Source organism: Allobosea sp. BK604, assembly GCF_004341515.1.
Lineage (GTDB): Bacteria > Pseudomonadota > Alphaproteobacteria > Rhizobiales > Beijerinckiaceae > Allobosea.
Genome location: NZ_SLZF01000001.1, coordinates 1090845 through 1111738, shown reverse-complemented (window position 1 = coordinate 1111738; position 20894 = coordinate 1090845). Strand labels below are relative to the sequence as shown.

Here is a 20894-nt window from a genome sequence, read left to right as displayed (position 1 = left end):
GCTGCATCGGACCGCAGGTCGTTGTTCCCGCATCATTATCGCCGAAGGTCGGCGAGCATTCCCTGGCTATTCGGCGGCCTCGCGCCAGTCGTCGGTCCAGCCGCTCCAGCGCGCGAAGCAATCGGCCATGGCCGAGGCGATGGCCTGTTCCAGCTCGACGAAGCCGGCATGCGGCTCCAGCGTGGTCTCGTTCATGTAGAGCGCGCGGTTGATCTCGATCTGCAGCGCATGCACGCCCGAAGCGGGCGCGCCGTAATGCTCGGTGATGAAGCCGCCGGCATAGGGCCGGTTGCGCGTCACGCTCAGGCCGAGCGCGCGGAAAGCCGATTCGGCGATGTCGATGACATGGCCGCTGGCGCTGGTGCCGAAGCGGTCGCCGAGGATCACATCGGATTTGGCGACGCCGTCGCGGTCTAGCCCGTTGGAAGGCATCGAATGGGCATCGACCAGGATGCAGGTGCCGAAGGCAGCCTGTGTGCGCTGCACCAAACCGCGCAGGCCGGCATGATAGGGCCGGTAGAGCCCATCGATCCGGGCGAGCGCCTCTTCGACCGGGATGCGGCCGAAATAGATCTCATGCGCGTCGCCGACGATGCGCGGGATCGTGCCGAGCCCACCGGCGACCCGCATCGAGCGGGTATTGGCGAAGGCGGGCAGCCGCCCCTCGAACATGCGCGGATCGAGCTCATAGGGCTCGCGGTTGACGTCGAGATAGGCGCGCGGGAATTCGGCGACGAGGAGCGGGGCGCCGAGCGCTATGCAATTGGCGAAGAGCCGGTCGACATAGGCGTCTTCCGAGCGGCGCAACGAGCGCAGCGGCAGGCGCGCCCTGTCGACGAAGGCCGGTGGATAATGGCGCCCGGCATGGGGCACGTCGACAACGACCGGAACGACCTGGAGGGCCGGCTGGTAGAGGCTGTAGGGACGCGTGATCTCGGCGACGATATCGTCGGAATCAGACAGGGAATAGCCGGGTGGGACGCTCATGCCGGTCAAGTCAAGCACACAAAGCGGCGCGGTTGAAGTCACGCTTGCGAGGAAGCTGTTTCAACGCCGATCTTCACTCGTTGTTTACCATGATGGTGCCTTATAGAAGGAGCTTGTTTCAAGCGCTCTGAGTGGCGGCTAACGCTGCGGCGCGCCGGCTCGAATCGAGCCGGCAGGATGAGTTGAAACGGGGCTGTCCGGGCTGGGCGGCCCTTCTTGATAGGCCGATGGGGACGGATGTAGCGGGCCAATGACGAAGATCCTTCTTGCGGAAGACGACAACGACATGCGTCGCTTCCTGGTCAAAGCGCTGCAGAATGCGGGCTATGACGTCGCCTCCTTCGATAACGGGCTCTCGGCCTATAACCGGCTGCGCGAGGAACCGTTCGAACTGCTCCTGACCGATATCGTGATGCCAGAGATGGACGGTATCGAGCTGGCGCGGCGCGCCACCGAGCTCGATCCCGACATCAAGGTGATGTTCATCACCGGCTTCGCCGCGGTGGCGCTCAACCCCGATTCGCAGACGCCCAAGGATGCCAAGGTGCTCTCCAAGCCCTTCCACCTGCGCGAACTGGTGAACGAGGTCGAGAAGCTGCTGGCCGCCTGAGGCCATTCGATCCGCCTGCCGGGGGGCGTCGCCTGACGCCGCCGTCTGCGCTTCCGGTGCTGACGCAGTCGAGTACGCTCGGCTCCGGTTCTCGAGGGCCACGCCAGTCGACTCACCCCGACAGAGCTCGCGAGCGGTCTCTCCACAATTTTGCAATGAAGCGCCTTGCAAGCGACAAGGCGAGCGGCTATAGCCGCACACCTCGCAACATGGTGACGCCGCAAGACGCCGCCATGTTCCGTTTGCCGCAAGGCGATACGGGCGCGTAGCTCAGCGGGAGAGCACTACGTTGACATCGTAGGGGTCACAGGTTCGATCCCTGTCGCGCCCACCATTTTCAAGGCCCCTGGAAGCTGCCGCTTCCGGGGGCCTTTGCCGTGATAGGGCCCGCACCTCCCGATCGCCGATCGAATCGGTGGTCAATGGCCGTTATCCGACCAATGCGGCGGGTCGCTCAGCAGCTTGATGACGTCGTAGCCGTGGCCGACCGCGATGAGCCTGGAATTGCTGCCATTGCGCGGCGTCGTGTCAATCGCGAGGGTCGTGCCGTCCTGCTGCCGGACGCTGAGCGTTCCGCTCCAGGAGATCGTCATGTCGATCGCCAAAGCCGCGGTATGGCGCGAGGTGAGGGACGGCTTGAAGGCGATGGAATAGCCATTGACCATGTCGCGTGCCGCCGCCCGGGATTTCGCCAGCGTCGGATGCTCCCAGTTGATCGGGACGCCCGGTTTGGCGGCGATCTCGGCCGGGTCGAGATCTTCCTCGGCGATGCGCCAGGCGAAATGCATCAGATGGGCGCGTTCCTCCGGCCGGAAGGTGGCGCTGATCCTGACATCGGCGCCGGCATTTCGCAGCGCCTTGACGAAGGCCGTGACATTGCTCCTGAAGGGCTCGGCAAGATCGTCGATCGAGCGACTGGTCGGGAAGAATGCGACCCAATGGGCGCCGGACAGGCTGGCGGGGACGGCTGCCTCGGTGGCGGCTTCACGCTCCGCATATTCCAGAAGGGCGGCAAGCCCTGCGGCGGCCTTCTCGGTCCTGGCCGATAGGGGGCGCGGCGGCGCCAGGATCCGGAAGGCTCGCTTGACGTAGGTGCGCCGGTCGGCGAGCCCCTGCAGGGCCGGATTGATCCGCTTGGTCACCGCCTCGATCGCTTCGTCCGAGGTGTCGGTCGCGACAGAGCTGATATCGTTCAGGCGCCAGTAGGCCAAGGCGATGGCCAAGGCGCTGTCGGGCGCGCGGACCAGTTCGGGCTGCTCCTCCAGCGGCATGCCGACCAGCCGGCCGACCTTGCGGAAATTGCCGCGGCCGGTGAGCTGGATGAGCCCGCTGCCGCGATAAGTATAACCGTCATCGGGCAAGGTGTTGCCGTTGCGACCGGCGTAGACGTAATTGGCGAGCTTCTTCGGGCTATGGAGATAGCCTCTGGCGAACTCGACATCCGGGAATTTTGCCCGGCCGAATACGTCGATGAGGCGCTGCGGCGTGGAGTAGTCCAAATTCTCGTCGAGGCGCCCCAGGCCAAGGGTTTCGGCCGCGATCTGCCCGATGAAATGCGCGATGGTGACACGGCTCGTGAGGCCCGCGATCGGAAAGGCCTTCGGTGCGTCGGTCAGGATGGTCTCGATGATCTCCGGATCGGCCGAGGGGCAGATCGCGGTCAGCCGGGCGGCGGTCAGGAATGTATCGAGATCGATGTCCTCATGTGCCATGGCCTTCCCCCCAAATGTGTCGTGCGGCGCTGGTTTTCAGGCTCCATTCGGCAAAACTAAGCCGTCACTCATGTAATGATATAAGATTCTATGGCCTTGTGATGATCGCAAGGCAGGATCAGCTGCGCGAAAACTGTGTCTATTCAGCATAGGATAGCGCTCGAAAAGATCACGCCGGAAACGGGCCGCTGTCAAACTGGTTCAGGCTCTGGCCCGCCCGCCGCCACCACTTCGTCACCATTCTCGCCATAACGCACTTGCGACAGGGATTTGGCGACAGGGATTCGGGAGCGGGTGGTGACGTCATCGAGCCAGTTCATTTTCGCGGCGATGTTCGCGACGCTGTTCGGCGGCGGCGTGCTGGAGGCCATTGCGCAGGAGTCACGGGCCGAGAGCTGGACCGTCGAGAAATGCAATCGCTACAAGAAGGCGTGGTCGGACGCACTCGAGCGCTTCAGCCGCAAAGGGCTCGGGCCTGAGTTCATCGAGCGGCACGAGGCGTTCCTGGCCGGCGGTTGCACCGAGCAGCCCGATGTCTGCCCGCGTTCCAAGGAAGAGCTCGATCTCGCCAATGTCCTGACGATCCGAGCGATGAATGCCGGGATGGGCAGCACCTTCCTGCCTTTCGCCTGCCGGAAATGAGTGGGGCTAGCCGTCGGCGTTCTCAATTCTGCGATTGAGCTTGCGCAGCAGGAGGGCGAGCGTTTCCAGTTCATCCTCCGAGAGATGGGCCAGGAACCGCATTTCGCTCGCCATATCCGCGCGGAAGGCGGTCTCGACCAGGACGCGACCGGGCTCGGTCAGTTCGACGGCGAGGCTGCGGCCATCCGAATCGGAGGGAATGCGCCGGATCAGTCCGGCCTTTTCGAGCCGGCCGAGGCGATGGGTCAGGCTGCCCGAGGCGATCATCAGCGCCCTGTAGAGCTCAGTCGGAGTCAGCCGGAAAGGCGCGCCGGCGCGGCGGAGCGAGGACAGCACGTCGAATTCGCCGCGATCGAGGCCGAAACCGGCGAAGGTGGCCTCGATGCTCGGCCTGACCAGATTTGCAAGCCGATAGGCGCGTCCGAGCACCGCCATCGGCGCCGTGTCGAGATCGGGCAATTCGCGCGCCCATTGCGCGCGCAGCCGGTCGACATGGTCGTTCTCGCTCTGCGGGTCGCTCAAGCTGTCCTCCGATCGGTGTTATCTTGACATGAAGATAGTTTGCGGACAAATATCTTCATCTGAAGATATCTGCGACGAGCATTGGGCGAAGGCCGCGCTCGCGCGTTCTGCAATCACGCCGTCTAGAGGAGATGCGCCATGCCACGCTTCATCTGCCGCCAGTGCGGCGCTCGCTTTCCCGAAGCCGGTGCGCCGCCGGACGGTTGCCCGATCTGCCGGGACGAGCGGCAATATGTGCGCTGGGGTGGGCAGGCCTGGCTGACGCCGGAGGAGCTTGCGGCGAGCTACGGCCTCACCTGCAGCGAGGACCATGGCGTGCTCAGCCTGCGCATCAAGCCGGCTTTCGCGATCGATCAGCGAGCGCTCCTGGTCGAGGCGGAGGAGGGCAACCTGCTCTGGGATTGCATCGGCCTCGTCACGCCGGAAGCGATCGCGGCGATCAAGGCGCGCGGGCCGGTGCTCGGTATCGCGATCTCACATCCGCATTACTACACGGCGATGGCGGAATGGGCGGCGGCGCTCGATGTTCCGGTGCATCTCCACGCCGATGATCGGCAATGGGTCACGGAGCCAGATCCGGCGATCCGGTTCTGGGACGGCGAGGCGCTGAAGCTCGGGCCAAGCCTGACGCTGCTGCGTTGCGGCGGGCATTTTGCGGGCGCGACCGTGCTGCACCATGCCGGCGGCGAGGGCACGCTCTATTGCGGCGACGTGCTGCAGGTCGCGCAGGACCGGCGCTATGTCAGCGTGATGTATTCCTATCCCAACATGATCCCGGTGAATGCCGCCACGATCCGCCGGATCGCGGCGATTCTCGATCCCTATCCGTTCAGCCGCGTCTACGGCGCCTTCGAGGGCCGGGTGATCGACAGCGAAGCAAAATCGGCCCTGGCGCGGTCCTTCGCCCGCTATCTCGACGCGATTGCCTGACATCATCGGCGCGTCCCTCCATTCGGCCGAAATCGGCCGAACGATCAGAATTCGCGCCAGCTTGATCCCTGAGCATGGTCTTGTCGCAAAAGTGCATGCCGCTTTTCCAGAACATGCTTTTGGTCACGACCCTTGCGAAAGACGGAAAAATCCGTATACAGCCGGCATCGCATCAGCCGCGCCGTTCGAGTGGTCGATGAGGATCGCCCGCCGATCCGCGTCGCGGCGTCAAGTTTTTGTCCGATTCGTTCGCGAGAGCGAGTCGCCGGAGTTAAGACGATGAAGATCCGCAATTCGCTGAAGTCGCTGCGCCTGCGTCATCGCGACAACCAGCTCGTGCGCCGCAAGGGCCGCGTCTACATCATCAACAAGGTCCAGAAGCGCTTCAAGGCGCGCCAGGGCTGAGCTTCAAGCGGCCGTCAGGCCGCGAAGAGCCGTGTTGAGTTCGAAAAGGCGGGTGCGCTGGGCGCACCCGCCTTTTCGCGTGGCAGAAGGTCGCTGTCCCGTGAATTGACGCTCGCGCGGAGCGGCGTAAACTTTCCGGGCATGAAAAGCTCACGTCTGTTCCCCGCCGCTTTCGCGCTGGCTTTCGCCGCGACGCTGTCGCTTGGCTCCGTGCAAGCGCAGGAGAGTGGGCCGCGCCGGCCTGGCGCGGTTCCCAATCTGGATCGGGAAGAAAACCCAGCCCTGCCGGCCCCGGCTCCCTCGCGATCGCCGGCAGCGACGCTCGACCGGCTGTTCGAGCGGCTCGCCGCGGCCAAGACGGCAGAGGAGGCCAAGGGCATCGCGCGGCTGATCCAGCGGCGCTGGGCCCGATCCGGTTCCGACACGGCCGACCTGCTGATGAGCCGCGCACAGGAGGCGATGCAGGCGAAGGAACTCGACCTCGCGATCGAGCTGCTCGACCGCATCATCAGCATCGAGCCGAATTGGGCGGAGGCCTGGAACCAGCGCGCCAATGCGCTCTTTCTCGCCGGCGATCCGATCCGCTCGATGTATGATATCGGCGAGGCGCTCAAGCGCGAGCCGCGACATTACGGCGCGATGATGGGGCTCGGCACGATCCTGCGCCAGCAGGGCGACGACAAGCGTGCCATGGTCGCCTATCGCAAGGCGCTTGAGATCTACCCGCAATTCGAGGCGATCAAGGACGCAGTCGAGGCGCTGAAGATGGAAGTCGACGGCCGCGACGCGTGATGCGTTCGCGGCTGCCACGGCGCTATGGCCGAGGCGGGAGCGGCGACTGATGCAGACCATGCTGACGCGGGCCGTGCGCGTCTTTCCCATCCTGATCATTGTCGGGTTGCTGCTGCTGCTCAGGACCGAATGGCTCGGCGCGGTCGCGGAGCGCCAGAATCCGGCGAAGGGCACGTTCTTCCAGCTTCCGGCCGGGCGGCTGCACTATGTCGAGCGCAAGCCAAAGGGCGAGGCTCGCGGCACGGTGGTGCTGCTCCACGGCGCCTCCTCCGATCATGCCGACCTGCTGGCCGCACTCGGGCCGGAGCTCGGACATTACCGCGTCCTCGCCTTCGACCGGCCCGGACTCGGCTGGAGCGACAGGCTGGAGGGCAGGGCGATGGCCGATCCGGCGCGCCAGGCGGACGTCATCATGCAGGTGCTCGATCGGATCGCGCCCGAGCCCATTGTCCTGGTCGCTCATTCCCTGGCTGGCGCGATGTCGACGCGGATCGCGCTCGAGCGGCCGGAGCGCGTGCGCGGGCTGGTGCTGCTTGGCGCCGTCACGCATCCCTGGCCGGGCGACGTCGCCTGGCATTATCGGGTGGCATCCTGGCCCGTGATCGGCCCGGTCTTCACGCGGCTCGTCGCAATCCCCGCGCTCGACCTGAAGCTCTCCTCCGGGGTCCAGAGCGTCTTCGCGCCGCGGCCGGTCACACCGGGCTATGTCGAAGCCGGTGAGATCAAGCTGCTGATGCGGCCACGGGTCTTCGAGGCCAATGCCCAGGATCTTTCAGCCTTGAAGGATTTCGTCACCCGGCAGGCGCCGCGTTATCGCGAGCTACGCATGCCGGTGGTCGCGATCACCGGCGACAGCGATTCGGTCGTCTCGCCGGTGCTGCATTCCGCGGCGATCGCGGGGGAGGCACCGCTCGGGCGCTTCGTGCTGCTGCCCGGTGTCGGCCATATGCCGCATCACGCCGCGCCGGAGATCATCGTTGCGGCGATCGACCAGATCGCCGGACCGAGTTCGGGACTGGCGCTGGCGCGATAAGGATTGACGCGTTGCGAAGCTCCAACGTCATTGCGAGCGCAGCGAAGCAATCCAGGAGGTCTCGCGCAGTCCCCCTGGATTGCTTCGTCGGCTGCGCCTCCTCGCAATGACGGAGGCCTATGGCCGCGGCGCGGCCGGCGCGTTGTTGTCGGTGAGCTGGATCGTCCAGCTCTTCTGCTCGCCGGTATCGACCTCGAAGAAGCCGGAGCGGTCATAGCCGCGCGCCAGGCAATCCTCGATACCGCGGATCGTGAATTCCTTGTTGCGCGTGCACATGATCGATTTGCCGGTCCACTCGCCGCCCTTGTCGTAGTCGAGCGCGTAGACGTAGTAGAAGCGCGCCGCCAGCGTGCCGCGCAGCAAGGTCTCGCAGCCGCGTGGCGAAAGATTCCACCAGCCCTCCGTGACCCAGCCTTGCGCGTCGCGATAGCCGATGGCGACGCCGATCCGGCTGCCCGTGGTGTTGCACATGCGCAGGTCGGCCTTGGCTGGCGCGCTCAGGAGGAGCCCGGCCAATAGCGGCGCAACGTAAAGAGGCAAGCGGTCTAGTCGCATCAGGGATCGATCAGGACGACGCGGCAATCATTCACATTGGTCAAGGTCGGCCCCGTCTGCAGCAGATCGCCGAGCGCCTCGAAGAAGCCGGTCGAATCGTTGTTCGCGAGAGATTGGGCAGGATCAAGGCCGAGCGCCCTGGCGCGCGACAAGGTCGTGGGATCGATCACGGCGCCGGCCGGGTCCGTCGCCTCGCCGCCGCCGCCATCGGTGCCGTCGGTATCGCCGGAAAGCCCGACAATGCCGGGGGCGCCGGCGAGTGCGACGGCGAGCGCCAGCGCATATTCCTGGTTCGGCCCGCCGCGACCCTTGCCGCGCAGGGTCACCGTGAGCTCGCCGCCGGAGACGATCGCGGCGCGGCGCCCTTCCGCCTTCAGCTGCAACGCCATGGCGGCGTGGGACACCGCGACGTCGCGCGCCTCGCCCTCGAGATCGGGGCCGAGATCGATGGTCTCGTAGCCGGCGGCCTGCGCCGCCGCGACAGCCGCTGCGATCGCATCGTGCGGGCGGGCGATGATGCGGAATTCGCTGTTGGCGAACGCGGGATGGCCGGGCTTGGGTGTCTCGCTGGCATCGTCGTCGATGAGCGCGCGCGCCGCCGGCGGCAGGTCGAGACCATAGCGCGCGACGATGGCGCGAGCATCCGCCATGGTGCTCGGATCGGGCACGGTCGGTCCGGAAGCGATCGCGGTCGGCTCGTCGCCGGGCACGTCGGAGATGGCGAGCGTCAGCAACGGGGCAGGGGCGGCGGCGAGCGCGAGCCGGCCGCCCTTGATGCGCGAGAGCCGCTTGCGGACGATGTTCATCTCGCCGATCGGCGCGCCCGAACGCAGCAGCGCCTTGTTGACCGCCTGCTTCTCGGCAAGCGTGAGCGAGCCGGCAGGCGCGACCCAATTGGCCGAGCCGCCGCCCGAAAGCAGCACGAGCACGAGATCGTCAGCTGTGGCGGATTGTGCCAGTTCGAGTGCCCGCGCCGCGCTGTCGAGACTGCCCTGGTCCGGAACCGGATGGCCGGCGGCGACCATCGGGATATGGCGGGTCTTCGTCTCGTAGCCGTGACGGGCGACGGCATGGCCGATGAGGCGGGAGGGATCGAGCCCCGAATCGAGATAATGCGCCTCGGCCAGCGCCGTCATGCTGCCGGCGGCCTTGCCGGCGGCGAGCAGGATCAGGCGGCCGTTGCGCGGCGGCGCAGGCAAATGCGCCGGGAGGCAGCCCGTCGGCTGGGCGCGGGCGACGGCAGCGTCGAAGATGGTGCGGGCGATGCGCAGGGTCCCAGCCGAATCGTGTTGCAAACCAGCCCCGCCATTCCGCCCTTGAGATGTCGATCGGATCGACTTTCGTTGCGTGCTCTTTTAAGTCGGCGAGCGGCGGACGTCACCTGTGATTTGTCCAGCCGGTCATCCTTTTCGGAGCGGAGATGCGGTCCGATTCCTTTGCTGCCGGACCTCAGGTGCCGCTTGCGCCGGGCGAGGTCGAGATCATTCCCGGCGACCCGGCGACGGGGATGCTTCTGCTCTGTGACCATGCCTCGAACGCGATCCCGGCCGAGCTGAACGGGCTTGGTCTGCCGGCCGGACAGCTCGAACGCCATATCGCCTATGATATCGGCGCGGCCGAGCTGACACGGACCATGGCCCGCGCGACCGGCGCGCCGGCCGTCCTGACCACCTTCTCGCGCCTCCTGATCGATCCCAACCGCGGGCTCGACGATCCGACCCTGGTAATGCGGCTCTCGGACGGCGCGATCGTGCCCGGCAATGCCCGCATCGACGATGCCGGGGTCGCGGCGCGGGTGAAGCGCTACTATGCGCCTTATGATGCGGCGATCGACGATGCGATCGAGGCAGCCACCTCCGCCGGGCAGCCGCCGGCGATCGTCTCGATCCATTCCTTCACGCCGTTCTGGAAGGCGGCGGCCCGGCCCTGGCATGTCGGCGTGCTCTGGGACCGGGAGAGCGCCTTGTCGCAGGCGCTGATCGCCGCCCTGCAGGCAGAGGGCGATCTCGTCGTCGGCGATAACGAGCCTTATCGCGGCGGCCTGCCGGGCGACACGATCGACCGTCATGCGACACGGCGCGGCCTGCCGGATACGCTGATCGAGGTCCGGCAGGATCTGATCGCGGCGTCCGAGACGGCGCGAGCCTGGGGCCTGAGGCTGGCGCGCATCGTGCCGTCCTGCGTCGAGGCGGTCCGCGCCGGGCAGTCATGAACAGCTTTCCCCAGGCGCGGCGCCTTGCCGCTTGACCTCAGCGCCCATCCGCGCGAACCCCTCCGGCCAGGATTTTTGTGAAGGGTACTGGAATGGACGATCCGGTTGCGGGCGATCAGCTCAAGAGCATCGTCGAGCGCATCGAGCGGCTCGAGGAAGAGAAGAAGACGATCGCCGACGACATCAAGGAGGTCTATGCCGAGGCCAAGGGCACCGGCTACGACGTCAAGGTGCTGCGTAAGGTCGTCGCGCTGCGCAAGCGCGACCTCGACGAGCGCAAGGAAGAGGAAGCGATCCTCGACCTCTATCTGCAGGCAGTCGGCGAGACGGCCTGAGCGAGACCCGGTGCACCTACCCATGATTTGGGTATCGAACCGATAACTACCCCACCCCAGTGATTTGGGCATGCGCTACCCGGCGCATGCCGGGGTGTCGTTCTCTCGCGGGACTCAATTGACAAGTGCGATCCGGGGCAGAGTCTTCGGATCGAGAGGTGCCGTCCACGAGAGGCGGCACGCCCCGCCTTTTTGATCCAGGGCCACGGCCGCTCGCTGTCTCCCCGGACGAGATACGTCAAAAGCGGGCATTCGCAGCATATCCGAAAGCGAACAGCGCCGAGTCTCGGCCTCCGCTTTCCTGATCCTCGTGAGCCTGAGCAATCTCAAATAACGTCCCGACATGTCCGGCGGCGGCAAGCTGAGCGCGTCGCGATTCCGAGGCGGGCGAACTCTGCGGATGCAAGTTCGAAGCGGGGTCATTGTTCCAGGTTCTCCGCGGCGGCCGAATGCTGCTTCGCGAATTGTCCAAACGAGCGTTGCAGCCGGGATCGTTGCTCGGCCTGGATATTCTGCCCAGATGCGGCGTGTGGCCTGTCCATCGTGGCGCGCCATACGCTGATCGAGACTTGGGAGTGCTCCGGTTGCGCCGGAGCGTCGACCGGCACGGGCGCGGCGTCCGGCTGACCTCGGCGGGGCAGGCGGTCGCGGAATACATCGCCTCGGTCCTGCGCGCCGACGAGAAGGTGCGCCAGCAGCTTGCCGACATCCAGAACTTGCGCTCCGGCATCCTGCGCATCATCGGGACGGACGGCGCGATCGCGAGCCCAATTCCACGCGCGCTGACCGAGGTCTACGAGACCTATCCCGGCTTCAAGTTCGAGCTCTACCGCGCCTCGAGCGAGCTCATCGTGCCCGCCGTTCGCGAAGGACGCGCGGATATCGGCGCCGGCTTGAACCTGGAGATGGAGAACGGCGTCGAGATCGCCGCGACCTTGACCGATACCCTCGCGGCGGTCGTCGCGCCCGGCCATCCACTCGCGAGGGCCGCGTCGACCACGCTGGCCGAACTGGCCGACTATCCGCTCGGCACTTTCGAGCGCAACTCGGGTGTCGGACGCGTGCTCCAGAAGATCGCCAAGAAGGATGGGACACCGCTGACCGCGACACTGGTGACCAACTCGCTCGACGCCCTCAAGCAGTTCTGCGCGTCCGGGAGGCGGGCCTCGATCCTCTGCGTCCATTCCGTGCAATCGGAACTCGCGAGCGGCCAATTCGTCGCGATCCCGCTGCGAGCCAATGTTCAGCCGGTGCAAATGCGCTTGGATGTCTGCATAGGCACGGACTCGCTGCGCTCTTTCGCCGTAACGACCCTGCTGCAGCAACTGCATGACAGATGCGGGTTTCGACTGCCGGGAACCGAGACCGTGCCGTCGGCGCTGCCGGTCTTTGCCTAGCTACTTGTTTTCGCATCGGCTTTTCCGAAAACCGCAATCCACTTTTGGGCCGATGCGCTAGAGCATTTCCGCGTTTCTCCGAATCGCGAAAATTCTCTATCCCTTTGTTTTGACGCATTTTCTTCACGCGAACCGGTGTCCACTTCGCTCGAAAATGCTCTAGCGTGCGTCGGCCTTAGGGCAGCCCCGCCCCGCCGCTCAGGAGGACACGGACGGCCGCCAGAACATCAGGCGCTTCTCGAGGAGTGACAGCGCGAAGTTGAAGATCATGGCGAGGATCATCAGCACGACCAGCGCGGTGAAGGCGCCGGTCATGTCGTAGATGCTGCTCGATGACGACACGTACCAGCCAAGGCCCTGGCTCGCGCCGATCAACTCGCCGACGACGGCGCCGACCAGCGCCATGCCGATGCCGATGCGGATGGAGGCCAGCAGCCAGGGGATCATCGAGGGGATCATGACGTGGCGCCACATCATCCAGCGCGAGGCGTTCATGCTCCGGAACGCGTCGATATGGTCGCGATCGATGCTGCGGATGCCCTCGCGCACGTTCAGCATGACCACAAAGACCACCATCGAGGCCACCAGCGTCGCCTTGGCCAGGAGGCCGATGCCGAGCCAGATCACGAACATCGGCGCCAGTGAGACGCGTGGCAGGCTGTAGATCCCCATCAGGACGGGATCGATGGCCTCGGAGAGCCGGCGCGACAGCCCCAGGATCATGCCGCCGACAATGCCCAGCGCCACCCCCATGAGAAGACCGACAAAGGCCTCCTTGAAGGTCTCCCAGGTGTGGATCTGCAGTGAGCCGTCGAGAAGCATCTCCCAGAGCCGTTCGGCGATCTTGACGGGGGTGCTGATCCATTTCTCGCCGATCCAGAACTGGGCGGCGAGCTGCCAGGCGACGATCATGAAGATGATGGCGGCGAGGCGATCGAGCGCGCCGCGCAGGGCGAGCCAGCTGCGCTGCCGGCGCTTGCTCGCCGCCGGGCGGGAACTCGCCACGACCGGCTTCGACAGGTTCTCCGATAGAGCGGTCATGAGTTGAGCTCTCCCGCCATCTCGCGTTGCAGAACGTCCCAGAGCTGTTGCTGCTGGCGCCGGAAGTCAGGGTGGAACCGCGACTGATAATAATCGCGCGGTCTCGGCAGATCGATTTTGAACTCGGCCGCGATCCGGCCCGGTGCCGCGCTCATGACGATGACGCGGTCGGCCAGCGCAATCGCTTCCTCGAGGTCGTGCGTCACGATGATCACGGTCTGCCCGATTTCTTCGAGCGTCTTGATGAAGCGATTGCCGACATGGATGCGCGTCTGCGCATCGAGCGCGGAAAAGGGTTCGTCGAGCAGATAGAGCTTCGGCTCGTAGGCGATGGTGCGGGCCAGCGCCACGCGCTTGCGCATGCCGCCGGAGAGTTCGTGCGGGTGCTTGCCGATCGCGCGCTGCACGCCGAGCTCAGTCAGGAGCTCCAGAGCCCTCTGCCGGGCGTCGGTCGCCGACCGCCCGGCGAGCGTGGCGCCGATCGCCACGTTCTCCTCGGCCGTTCGCCAGGGCAGCAGGCCGTCGGACTGGAAGACGAAGCCAACACCATCGGGCACGTTCTCGACCGGCTTTCCATCGATCCGGACGGAACCTTCGCTCGGGCGCAGCAAGCCGTTGATCACTTTCAGCAGCGTGCTCTTGCCGCAGCCGCTGGGGCCGACGATCGCGAGGAACTCGCCGGTTCCCACCCGCAGCGAGACATTGTCCAGCGCGGTGCTCTCCGACTGGTCCTGCTTTCGGGTGTACCTCAGGGTGACATTGGCGACCTCGATCTTTGCCGGGGCGGATGCCCCGGCACGATCGACGGCAGCTGGGGTGCGAATGGCTTCGAGCACCGTCATTGGCCGACCAGATTGCTGACGAGATCGGCATAGGGCGGGATGTCGGAGGCCACCAGCCTGCCGGACCCGACCATCACGTCGCGCGCGTTGTCGTAGAGCTTCTCGCTGAGGATGCCGTCCATGGGTGCCCAGAGCACCTTGATGGCATGGTCAAGCTGCCGGTTAAGCGTCTCCTCGCTCTCGCGCGGATAACGGGCCTTGGCGATCGAGAGCGCGAAGGGGCGGTCCTTCTGGAAACGCTGCAGGATGTCGTGCATCGCCGCCATGAACCGCTTTGCCTTCTCCGGATTGGCCTTCAGGTCGCTGGTGCGCGCCATGAAGACATTGTTCGGATAGGCCATGCCCTCCCAGTCGCCGACGACCCGGCCCATGCCGCTTCCGGTCGCCTTCTCCAGGAAGGGAGACACCAGAACGGCCGCGTTGACGCGTTCGTTCTCGAGGCCGGCATAGAGGCTGGCGACCGAGCCGAGCGCGATCAGCTGGAGGTCCTTGGCTGGATCGAGGCCGACCTTGCGCGAAGCCCAGCGCACCAGGAGGTCCGAGGACGAGCCGGGGCCGGAAATGCCGATGGTCGACCCTTTCAGGTCCTGGACGGTCTGGTATTTCGACTTGGCGGGGACGACGAGCGACCAATTGGCCGCGGTCAGCACCACGCCGACGATCTTGGCGTCGACGACGCCCTGCTTCTTGAAGCCGAAGGCCTTGTCGATGCCCGCCATCAGGATGTCGCCCTGGCCGCCGGCGAAGATCGTTCCGGTGTCGCCACCGCCCTGGGTTTCGACCATGTTGAGCTTGATGCCGTAATCCGCCCCGACCTTGGTCAGCGCATAGACCGGCAGGTCGTAGAAGGCGGGCGTGGCGACGAGCACGGACACGTCGAGCGGTGGCCCGGCTGGCTTCGTCTGAGCCGTGGCCGCGGGGCCGCCCACGGCTCCGAGGGCGAGCAGCCCGCACAGGGCGGCGATCATCGGATAGGGTCTCATGCGTTCGCTCCCTCTTTCCTTGCTTGTTCTGCTTCAGGCCGGCGTGGATTCTCCGTAGATCCACGGCCTTTCCCGCCGGTCCCTGTCCTGGAATTGCTCGAACTCGTCCGAAAGCTTCAGCGTCAGGTCGATCTCGTCGAGGCCGTCGAGCAGGAACTGCCGCCGTGCCGGGTCGATCGCGAAGGCGATGCGCGTGCCGTCCGGCGTCCGGATGGTGCAATCCTCCAGATCGACCGTGAGCTCGCGGCTGTTGCTGCCGTCCATGGCCGCCGACAGCGCTGCCATCGCGTCGGATGGCAGGACGAGGGGCAGCAGCCCGTTCTTGAAGGCGTTCTCCTGGAAGATGTCGCCGAAGCTCGGCGCGATCACGCAGCGAATGCCGAAGCGGGCGAGACCCCAGACGGCTTCCTCCCGCGAGCTGCCGCAGCCGAAATTGGGGCCGCCAAGCAGGATTCGGCTCTGGCGATAAGGTTCCTGGTTCAGCACGAAATCCGGCTGCTCGCTGCCGTCGAGCCGGTAGCGCCAGACGCCGAAGAGCCCTTCGCCGAGGTCCTTGTTGTTGACGATCCAGCGCGTCGGCATGATCGCGTCGGTGTTGATGTTCTCCATCGGCAGCGAGGCCGCGACGCCGGTGACGAGACGGAACGGTTCCATCGCGCGGCTCCTATTACAACCGGCCGTCGAGGACGGCGCGCACATCGGCGATCCGCCCTGCGATCGCGGAAGCCGCGACCGTCGCGGGACTGGCCAGATGGGTGCGGCTGCGCGGGCCCTGCCGACCCTCGAAATTGCGGTTCGACGAGGAAATGCACCGCTTGCCGGCCGGCACGACGTCGTTGTTCGCGGTGACGCAAAGCGAACAGCCAGCCTCGTGCCATTCGAAACCGGCCGACAGGAAGATCTTGTCCAGCCCTTCCGCCTCGGCATCGCGCTTGACGCTGGCCGAGCCCGGAACGACCAGGGCACGAACGCCAGGTGAGACCTTGCCGCGGCGCGCGACCTCGGCCGCAGCCCGCAGATCGGAAAGCCGGCCATTGGTGCAGGATCCGATGAAGGCGTAGTCGATCGGCGTTCCCGCGAGAGCGGCGCCCGGCGTGAGGCCGATATAGTCCAGCGCGCTCCTGATCGAGGCGCGGCGGGTGCTGTCGGCGATGGCGTCGGGATCCGGAATCTGCTCGTTGACGCCGATCACGTCCTGCGGGCTCGTGCCCCAGCTGACCTGCGGCTGCAGCCCGTTGCAATCAATCGTCACGTCCCGGTCGAACTGCGCGTCGTCGTCGGAGCTGAGCTCGCGCCAGGCGGAAAGGGCGACTTGGAACGCGGCGCCTTTCGGGGCGAACTCGCGCCCTTCGAGATAGGCGAAGGTTGTGTCGTCCGGCGCGACCAGCCCGGCCTTGGCGCCGAGCTCGATCGACATGTTGCAGATCGTCAGCCGGCCTTCGATCGACTGCGTACGAATGCCGGGCCCCGCGAACTCGACGACGCAGCCGCGCCCGCCGGCGGTGCCGACCCGGCCGATCAGATGCAGCACCATGTCCTTGGCGGAAACGCCGGCACCGAGTGTGCCGTCGAAGACGACGCGCATGCGCAGCGGCTTGCGCTGGACGATGCTTTGCGTCGCGAGCACATGCTCGACTTCCGAAGCGCCGATGCCCCAGGCAAGTGCGCCGAGAGCGCCATTGCTCGAGGTGTGGCTGTCGCCACAGACCAAGGTGCAGCCGGGCAGGTCGGTGCCGAGCTCAGGTCCGACGACATGAGCGATGCCCTGGCGGCGGTCGCCCATGTCGAACAGCCTGATCCCGAAATCCTCGCAATTCCGGCGCATGTTGCGGATGAAGCTGCCACCGGCCGGGTTCGTATCCTCGTTGCGCCCCAGGACCGTCGCGACGACATGGTCGACGACGCCGAATGTCAGCTCGGGACAGCGCACGCCGCGGCCCGCCTTGCGCAGATTCTCGAAGGCCCGGGCGCTCGTGATCTCGTGGATGATGTGGCGGTCGATATGCAGCAGGTTCGATCCGTCGCCGAGATCGGCGATGACATGCTGATCCCAGATCTTCTCGAACAGCGTGCGCGGCCGATGGCCGGATCGGTTCTGTGCGGTGGCCATCACGCGCCCTCCGAAACCGCGGCCGGCTGGCGGTAGACAGGCGTCGCCAGCCCTTCCATCCGGGCCTTGAGCTGCAGGGCCAGCGCCCGCGAATAGAAACGGGATTGCTGCAGGTTGCCGCCATGGAACCAGAGTCCCGGCTGCGCCGTCGGCCGCCACATGTTCCGCAGCTCTCCGACCCAGGGGCCGGGATCGTTCGTCGTGCCCGAGCCCAGGCCCCAGCAATGACCGACCTTGTCCGCAACCTCCTGCGAGATCAGCTGGGCTGCCCAGCCGTTCATCGGGCCGAACCCCGTCGCGAAGACGATAAGGTCGGCCGGGAGCTTCGATCCGTCGGTGAAGACAAGGCCGTCCGGCTCGATATGGTCGATCGAGCCCTTCCTGAGCTTCACTTCGCCGCTGGCGACGAGCTCGGAGGCGCCGACATTGATGTAGTAGCCGGAACCGCGCCGGACATATTTCATGTAGAGCCCGGACTCGTCCTCGCCGAAATCCAGCTCGAAGCCGACCTTGCGCAGGGAATCGTAGAGATCGGCGTCGCGGATCTTGATCTGGTCGAAGATCGGACGCTGGATTTCGGGCAGCAGGCGATAGGGCAGGGAGGCGAAGGTCATATCCGCCTTCTCGGTGTGAAGCCCCCGCTTCAGCGCGGCTTCCGAGAACAGCCGACCGGAGGTCATCGCCCGCAGCGTCTCAGCCCTGGCGACGAGGGTCGAGCTGCGCTGGACCATGGTCACGTCGGCCCCATGCTCCCAGAGATCGGCGCAGATATCGTGAGCCGAGTTGTTCGAGCCGACGATCACGCATCTTTTGCCGGCGAAGCTCTCTCCGCTCTGGTAAGCGCTGGAATGATGGAGCTCGCCACCGAAGCTTTCGGCGCCCGGTATGCTCGGCATATTCGGGAGGCCGGAGAGGCCGGTGGCGAGAATGAACTGGCGGGGCCGCAGGATGATGGTTTCGTCCGCGTTCCCGACCTCGACCTCCCACTCCTCCTTCTCAGCATCGTAGGCGGCGCGCCGGCATTCCCAGCCGCCCCAGAAATTGATCTCCATCACCTTGGCGTACATTTCCAGCCAGTCGCCGAGCTTGTCCTTCGGCGTGTAGATCGGCCAGTCATCGGGGAAGGACAGGTAGGGCATGTGATCGGCCCAGACCGGGTCGTGCAGGCAGAGCTGCCTGTAGCGCTTGCGCCAAGCATCGCCGGGCCGCTCATGGCGGTCGATGACGATCGTCGGCACGTCGAGCCGGCGCAGGCGCGCCGCCAGGGCAAGGCCGCCCTGGCCGCCTCCGATGATGACGCAATAAGGCTGCCGCGTCCGGCCGAGTTCCGCCTCCTCCTGCGCCCTGAGCTCCGACCAGCTCTTCCGGCCCTTCTGGCTGCCATGGATCAAGCCGAGCGCACGCCTCTCGCCGACGCGTTCCTCGAAGCCCTTCAGTTCGGTGAGGCAGGTCATCAGCGTCCGGCAGCGTCCGTCGATAAGCCGCAGGTGACCCGTTCCGCGGCCGGAGGCGGTCTCGAAAGTGAACCAGCCCTCGACCGAGCCATTATCCTCGCTGCCCTCGCCGGTCGCGCAGAACGCGCTCGGGCGTGCCGAGTCGATGGTCGCGGCGAGCATCCTGCTGACGGCGGGCAGGCCTTCGGCGGTTTCGATCGACCAGGTGAAGCCGACGATGTCGCGCCAGAAACAGTGGTCGATGAAAAGGTCCGGCAATGCGGAGCGGTCGCCGGCTTCGAGCGCCGCGGCGAAATCTCCAAGCCACGCAGAAATGAGCGCGGACGGCGCCGGCCTCTCCAACATGTTTCCTCCCGGCCGGTTGCGGCCAGTTTTTGGGGCACCCTGCGATGCGGGTAAGCCTCCATTTGATTTGAAGAGTGCAAAAGGGTTTGAAAGATGTCAATTCTCATTTTGAAGAGATTTTACGTCTTGCATTTTTTGCTATTGTCGCGGCGAGAACACGCTTTTCGAGGGAAGAGGTTCCGCGTCCGGATCGCCCATGATTGCGCTTTGAAACGCGATATGGCAGTCCAAGGCGACGGAATGGGATAAATTGACTTTACCTCTTGGAGTTTGAATGCCGAAGCGGAGCAGGCTCGTGGCGGATGGCAAACCAAGCCGGGTCGAGGAAGGCTACAGGTCGATCCTGACGCTGATCAGCGAGGACGGGCTGACGGCCGGCGACAAGCTGCCGAGCGAGGCTGAATTGGCCCTGCGCTTCGGCATATCCCGGCCGATGATCCGGCACGCCATCTCCCGGCTCGAACATGCCGGAGTCGTCAAATCCAAATGGGGCTCGGGCACCTATGTCCAGGATGCGACGGGCGGGATCACGCACCCGCCCGATCTCATGCTCGGGCCGGTCCGGAGCCTCGAAGATATCCGCAACATCTACCAGCTGCGGGCCGCCGTCGAGGGCGAGGCGGCTGCGCTGGCGGCGGCGCGGCGTGACGTACAGCCGCTTGCACATGCCCGTGTGGCGCTGGAGCGGCTGCGGACGGAATCCGAGACCGATGCCGGCGCGCGCGAGGCCGATCTCGCCTTCCATCTCGCGATCGCGTCCGGGGCCGGCAATCCGCTCTTCCTGAAGATCCTCAAGTCGATCCAGCCCTCGATGCAATTCTCGATCGACCTGACGCGGACGATGCTGGCCTTGAGCTATCCGGAATCCCGTTCCTCCGTCGTCTATGACGAGCATGTCGCGATCTTCGAGGCGATCGAGGCAGGACGGTCGGAGGATGCGCGGGCGGCCATGCGCCGTCATCTCGACCAGGCGTGCCGGCGCCTGTTCCTCGGCCCCGACCATGTCGAGACGGAGAGCAATCCGCCTCCCGAAACCATCGGCAACTCGCAGCAGCGCTGACGCCAATAATCAGATCCGGGAGGAAGAGATGGCACGAAAGTCGATCCGCGAAGCGGCCGCCGAGCAGCGGCCTCTGGTGACGCCGCTGGCCCATGACGCGCTCACGGCCCGGATGATCGCCAAGGCCGGCTTCAAGGCCATGGGCATCGGCGGCTCCGCCATGCTCGCCGCCCGCTACGGCCTTCCCGATATCGGGATTGCCGCTCTCGGCGAGATGGCTGCGGGCACGAAGGACATCATGGATGCCTCCGACCTTCCGATCGTCGTCGATGGCGATGACGGCTATGGCGACATCAAGAGCGTGGCTCGCATGACCGACACCTATGTCCGGATGGGAGTCGGGGCGATCGTCCTGGAAGACCAGGAGCGATCGGAGAAAAGGCCGGGCGATGCCAAGGCGAGCTCCGTCGCGTCGATCCCCGCGATGCAGGAGAAGATCCGGGTGGCGGTGTCCCGCTGCCAGGGCAGCGAGACGATGATCATCGCCCGGTCGGACGCCTATGGTCTGGAAGGCCTGGACGGCATTCTTCGCCGGGCCGAGGATTATGTCGAGGCGGGCGCTGCCGGTTTCCTCGTCGTCGGCGTGACCAATCTCGACGAGCTCGAGCAGATCGGCCGGCGTCTCGGCCATGTCCATCTGGCGACTCCGATTTTCGAGGGCCGTCCGAATTGGCGGCCTCCGGCTGAGTATGGCGAGATGGGCTTCCGGCAGGTCATGTATCCGGGACTGCTGATCACCCGCGTGGTCGATGCTCTCGAGCGCGGCCTGGAAGGGCTCGGCGGCTTCGCTCAAGGGAAGTCGCTGGAGCCTCTCGAGCGACGCGTGCCGGCCGCCGAATTGCTGGCCGAAATCGTCGGTCTCGCGGATTGGCAAGGGCTTCGGAGTTAAGTGCGATCACCCCCCGGCCCTGCGTGAGGAACGCTCGA

General features: G+C 65.7%; 22 protein-coding genes and 1 tRNA gene. 12 read left to right on the top strand and 11 right to left on the bottom strand.

The window, feature by feature from the left end; translation table 11 throughout:
- Positions 1 to 66 precede the first annotated feature (66 nt).
- Positions 67 to 987 (bottom strand): N-formylglutamate amidohydrolase, encoded by a 921-nt coding sequence (locus EV560_RS05420; protein WP_131854658.1) that lies wholly within the window; start codon positions 985 to 987, stop codon positions 67 to 69.
- Between the two features lie 250 nt (positions 988 to 1237).
- On the opposite strand from EV560_RS05420, the gene cpdR reads away from it, so the two are divergent.
- Together cpdR and EV560_RS05410 are read left to right on the top strand one after the other, a co-directional pair.
- Complete coding sequence (cpdR, locus tag EV560_RS05415) at positions 1238 to 1597, top strand: cell cycle two-component system response regulator CpdR (protein ID WP_038363805.1); 360 nt, start codon at positions 1238 to 1240, stop codon at positions 1595 to 1597.
- Positions 1598 to 1856: 259 nt separating this feature from the next.
- Positions 1857 to 1931: transfer RNA gene (locus tag EV560_RS05410), tRNA-Val, on the top strand.
- 85 nt (positions 1932 to 2016) lie between these two features.
- Here the strand turns inward: EV560_RS05410 and EV560_RS05405 are convergent.
- Positions 2017 to 3309, bottom strand: a complete 1293-nt coding sequence (locus tag EV560_RS05405) for a glycoside hydrolase family 19 protein (protein ID WP_131854657.1) — start codon at positions 3307 to 3309, stop codon at positions 2017 to 2019.
- A gap of 297 nt (positions 3310 to 3606) precedes the next feature.
- On the opposite strand from EV560_RS05405, the gene EV560_RS05400 reads away from it, so the two are divergent.
- The gene (locus EV560_RS05400) at positions 3607 to 3951 is read left to right on the top strand and encodes a hypothetical protein (RefSeq protein ID WP_131854656.1); all 345 of its coding nucleotides are present in this window, start codon (positions 3607 to 3609) and stop codon (positions 3949 to 3951) included.
- A 6-nt stretch (positions 3952 to 3957) separates the two neighbouring features.
- On the opposite strand, the gene EV560_RS05395 is transcribed toward EV560_RS05400, so the two are convergent.
- Positions 3958 to 4473, bottom strand: a complete 516-nt coding sequence (locus EV560_RS05395) for a MarR family winged helix-turn-helix transcriptional regulator (protein ID WP_248311894.1) — start codon at positions 4471 to 4473, stop codon at positions 3958 to 3960.
- Positions 4474 to 4611: 138 nt separating this feature from the next.
- Between EV560_RS05395 and EV560_RS05390 the strand changes: the two genes are divergently transcribed.
- From EV560_RS05390 to EV560_RS05375, 4 genes are all read left to right on the top strand, one after another.
- The gene (locus EV560_RS05390) at positions 4612 to 5403 is read left to right on the top strand and encodes an MBL fold metallo-hydrolase (RefSeq protein ID WP_131854655.1); all 792 of its coding nucleotides are present in this window, start codon (positions 4612 to 4614) and stop codon (positions 5401 to 5403) included.
- A 279-nt stretch (positions 5404 to 5682) separates the two neighbouring features.
- On the top strand, positions 5683 to 5808 hold the full coding sequence (gene ykgO, locus EV560_RS05385) for a type B 50S ribosomal protein L36 (protein ID WP_114828362.1): 126 nt from the start codon (positions 5683 to 5685) through the stop codon (positions 5806 to 5808).
- 141 nt (positions 5809 to 5949) lie between these two features.
- A complete protein-coding gene (locus EV560_RS05380) occupies positions 5950 to 6600 on the top strand; it encodes a tetratricopeptide repeat protein (protein ID WP_131854654.1) in 651 nt (216 codons plus the stop codon).
- A 49-nt stretch (positions 6601 to 6649) separates the two neighbouring features.
- Entirely contained in the window at positions 6650 to 7633 is a 984-nt protein-coding gene (locus tag EV560_RS05375; RefSeq protein WP_131854653.1) for an alpha/beta fold hydrolase, read from the top strand.
- Positions 7634 to 7750: 117 nt separating this feature from the next.
- Here the strand turns inward: EV560_RS05375 and EV560_RS05370 are convergent, their stop codons facing one another.
- Entirely contained in the window at positions 7751 to 8188 is a 438-nt protein-coding gene (locus EV560_RS05370) for a DUF1036 domain-containing protein (protein WP_131854652.1), read from the bottom strand.
- The gene (locus EV560_RS05365) at positions 8188 to 9483 is read right to left on the bottom strand and encodes a glycerate kinase type-2 family protein (protein ID WP_131854651.1); all 1296 of its coding nucleotides are present in this window, start codon (positions 9481 to 9483) and stop codon (positions 8188 to 8190) included. The genes EV560_RS05370 and EV560_RS05365 overlap by 1 nt, the downstream gene beginning before the upstream one ends.
- A 125-nt stretch (positions 9484 to 9608) precedes the next feature.
- On the opposite strand from EV560_RS05365, the gene EV560_RS05360 reads away from it, so the two are divergent.
- From EV560_RS05360 to EV560_RS05350, 3 genes are all read left to right on the top strand, one after another.
- The gene (locus EV560_RS05360) at positions 9609 to 10400 is read left to right on the top strand and encodes an N-formylglutamate amidohydrolase (RefSeq protein WP_131854650.1); all 792 of its coding nucleotides are present in this window, start codon (positions 9609 to 9611) and stop codon (positions 10398 to 10400) included.
- A 92-nt stretch (positions 10401 to 10492) separates the two neighbouring features.
- Complete coding sequence (locus tag EV560_RS05355) at positions 10493 to 10735, top strand: DUF2312 domain-containing protein (protein ID WP_061971296.1); 243 nt, start codon at positions 10493 to 10495, stop codon at positions 10733 to 10735.
- Between the two features lie 449 nt (positions 10736 to 11184).
- On the top strand, positions 11185 to 12132 hold the full coding sequence (locus EV560_RS05350) for a LysR substrate-binding domain-containing protein (RefSeq protein WP_131854649.1): 948 nt from the start codon (positions 11185 to 11187) through the stop codon (positions 12130 to 12132).
- A 198-nt stretch (positions 12133 to 12330) separates the two neighbouring features.
- On the opposite strand, the gene EV560_RS05345 is transcribed toward EV560_RS05350, so the two are convergent.
- From EV560_RS05345 to EV560_RS05320, 6 genes are read right to left on the bottom strand one after another with little or no spacing between them, the layout of a single operon-like run.
- Positions 12331 to 13173, bottom strand: a complete 843-nt coding sequence (locus EV560_RS05345; protein WP_207907946.1) for an ABC transporter permease — start codon at positions 13171 to 13173, stop codon at positions 12331 to 12333.
- Positions 13170 to 14015 carry an ABC transporter ATP-binding protein gene (locus EV560_RS05340; RefSeq protein WP_131854648.1) on the bottom strand — a complete coding sequence of 282 codons (846 nt, stop codon included), beginning with the start codon at positions 14013 to 14015 and terminating at the stop codon, positions 13170 to 13172. The genes EV560_RS05345 and EV560_RS05340 overlap by 4 nt, the downstream gene beginning before the upstream one ends.
- A complete protein-coding gene (locus EV560_RS05335) occupies positions 14012 to 14998 on the bottom strand; it encodes an ABC transporter substrate-binding protein (RefSeq protein ID WP_131854647.1) in 987 nt (328 codons plus the stop codon). The genes EV560_RS05340 and EV560_RS05335 overlap by 4 nt, the downstream gene beginning before the upstream one ends.
- 33 nt (positions 14999 to 15031) lie before the next feature.
- The gene (gene leuD / locus EV560_RS05330; RefSeq protein ID WP_131854646.1) at positions 15032 to 15652 is read right to left on the bottom strand and encodes a 3-isopropylmalate dehydratase small subunit; all 621 of its coding nucleotides are present in this window, start codon (positions 15650 to 15652) and stop codon (positions 15032 to 15034) included.
- 13 nt (positions 15653 to 15665) lie between these two features.
- Entirely contained in the window at positions 15666 to 17108 is a 1443-nt protein-coding gene (gene leuC / locus EV560_RS05325) for a 3-isopropylmalate dehydratase large subunit (RefSeq protein ID WP_131854645.1), read from the bottom strand.
- On the bottom strand, positions 17108 to 18907 hold the full coding sequence (locus EV560_RS05320) for an NAD(P)-binding domain-containing protein (protein WP_131854644.1): 1800 nt from the start codon (positions 18905 to 18907) through the stop codon (positions 17108 to 17110). The genes leuC and EV560_RS05320 overlap by 1 nt, the downstream gene beginning before the upstream one ends.
- Positions 18908 to 19181: 274 nt before the next feature.
- Between EV560_RS05320 and EV560_RS05315 the strand changes: the two genes are divergently transcribed.
- Both EV560_RS05315 and EV560_RS05310 read left to right on the top strand, forming a co-directional pair.
- Positions 19182 to 19967 carry a FadR/GntR family transcriptional regulator gene (locus EV560_RS05315; RefSeq protein WP_131854643.1) on the top strand — a complete coding sequence of 262 codons (786 nt, stop codon included), beginning with the start codon at positions 19182 to 19184 and terminating at the stop codon, positions 19965 to 19967.
- 28 nt (positions 19968 to 19995) lie between these two features.
- On the top strand, positions 19996 to 20856 hold the full coding sequence (locus EV560_RS05310; RefSeq protein ID WP_165923327.1) for an isocitrate lyase/PEP mutase family protein: 861 nt from the start codon (positions 19996 to 19998) through the stop codon (positions 20854 to 20856).
- The last annotated feature ends 38 nt before the right edge of the window (positions 20857 to 20894 follow it).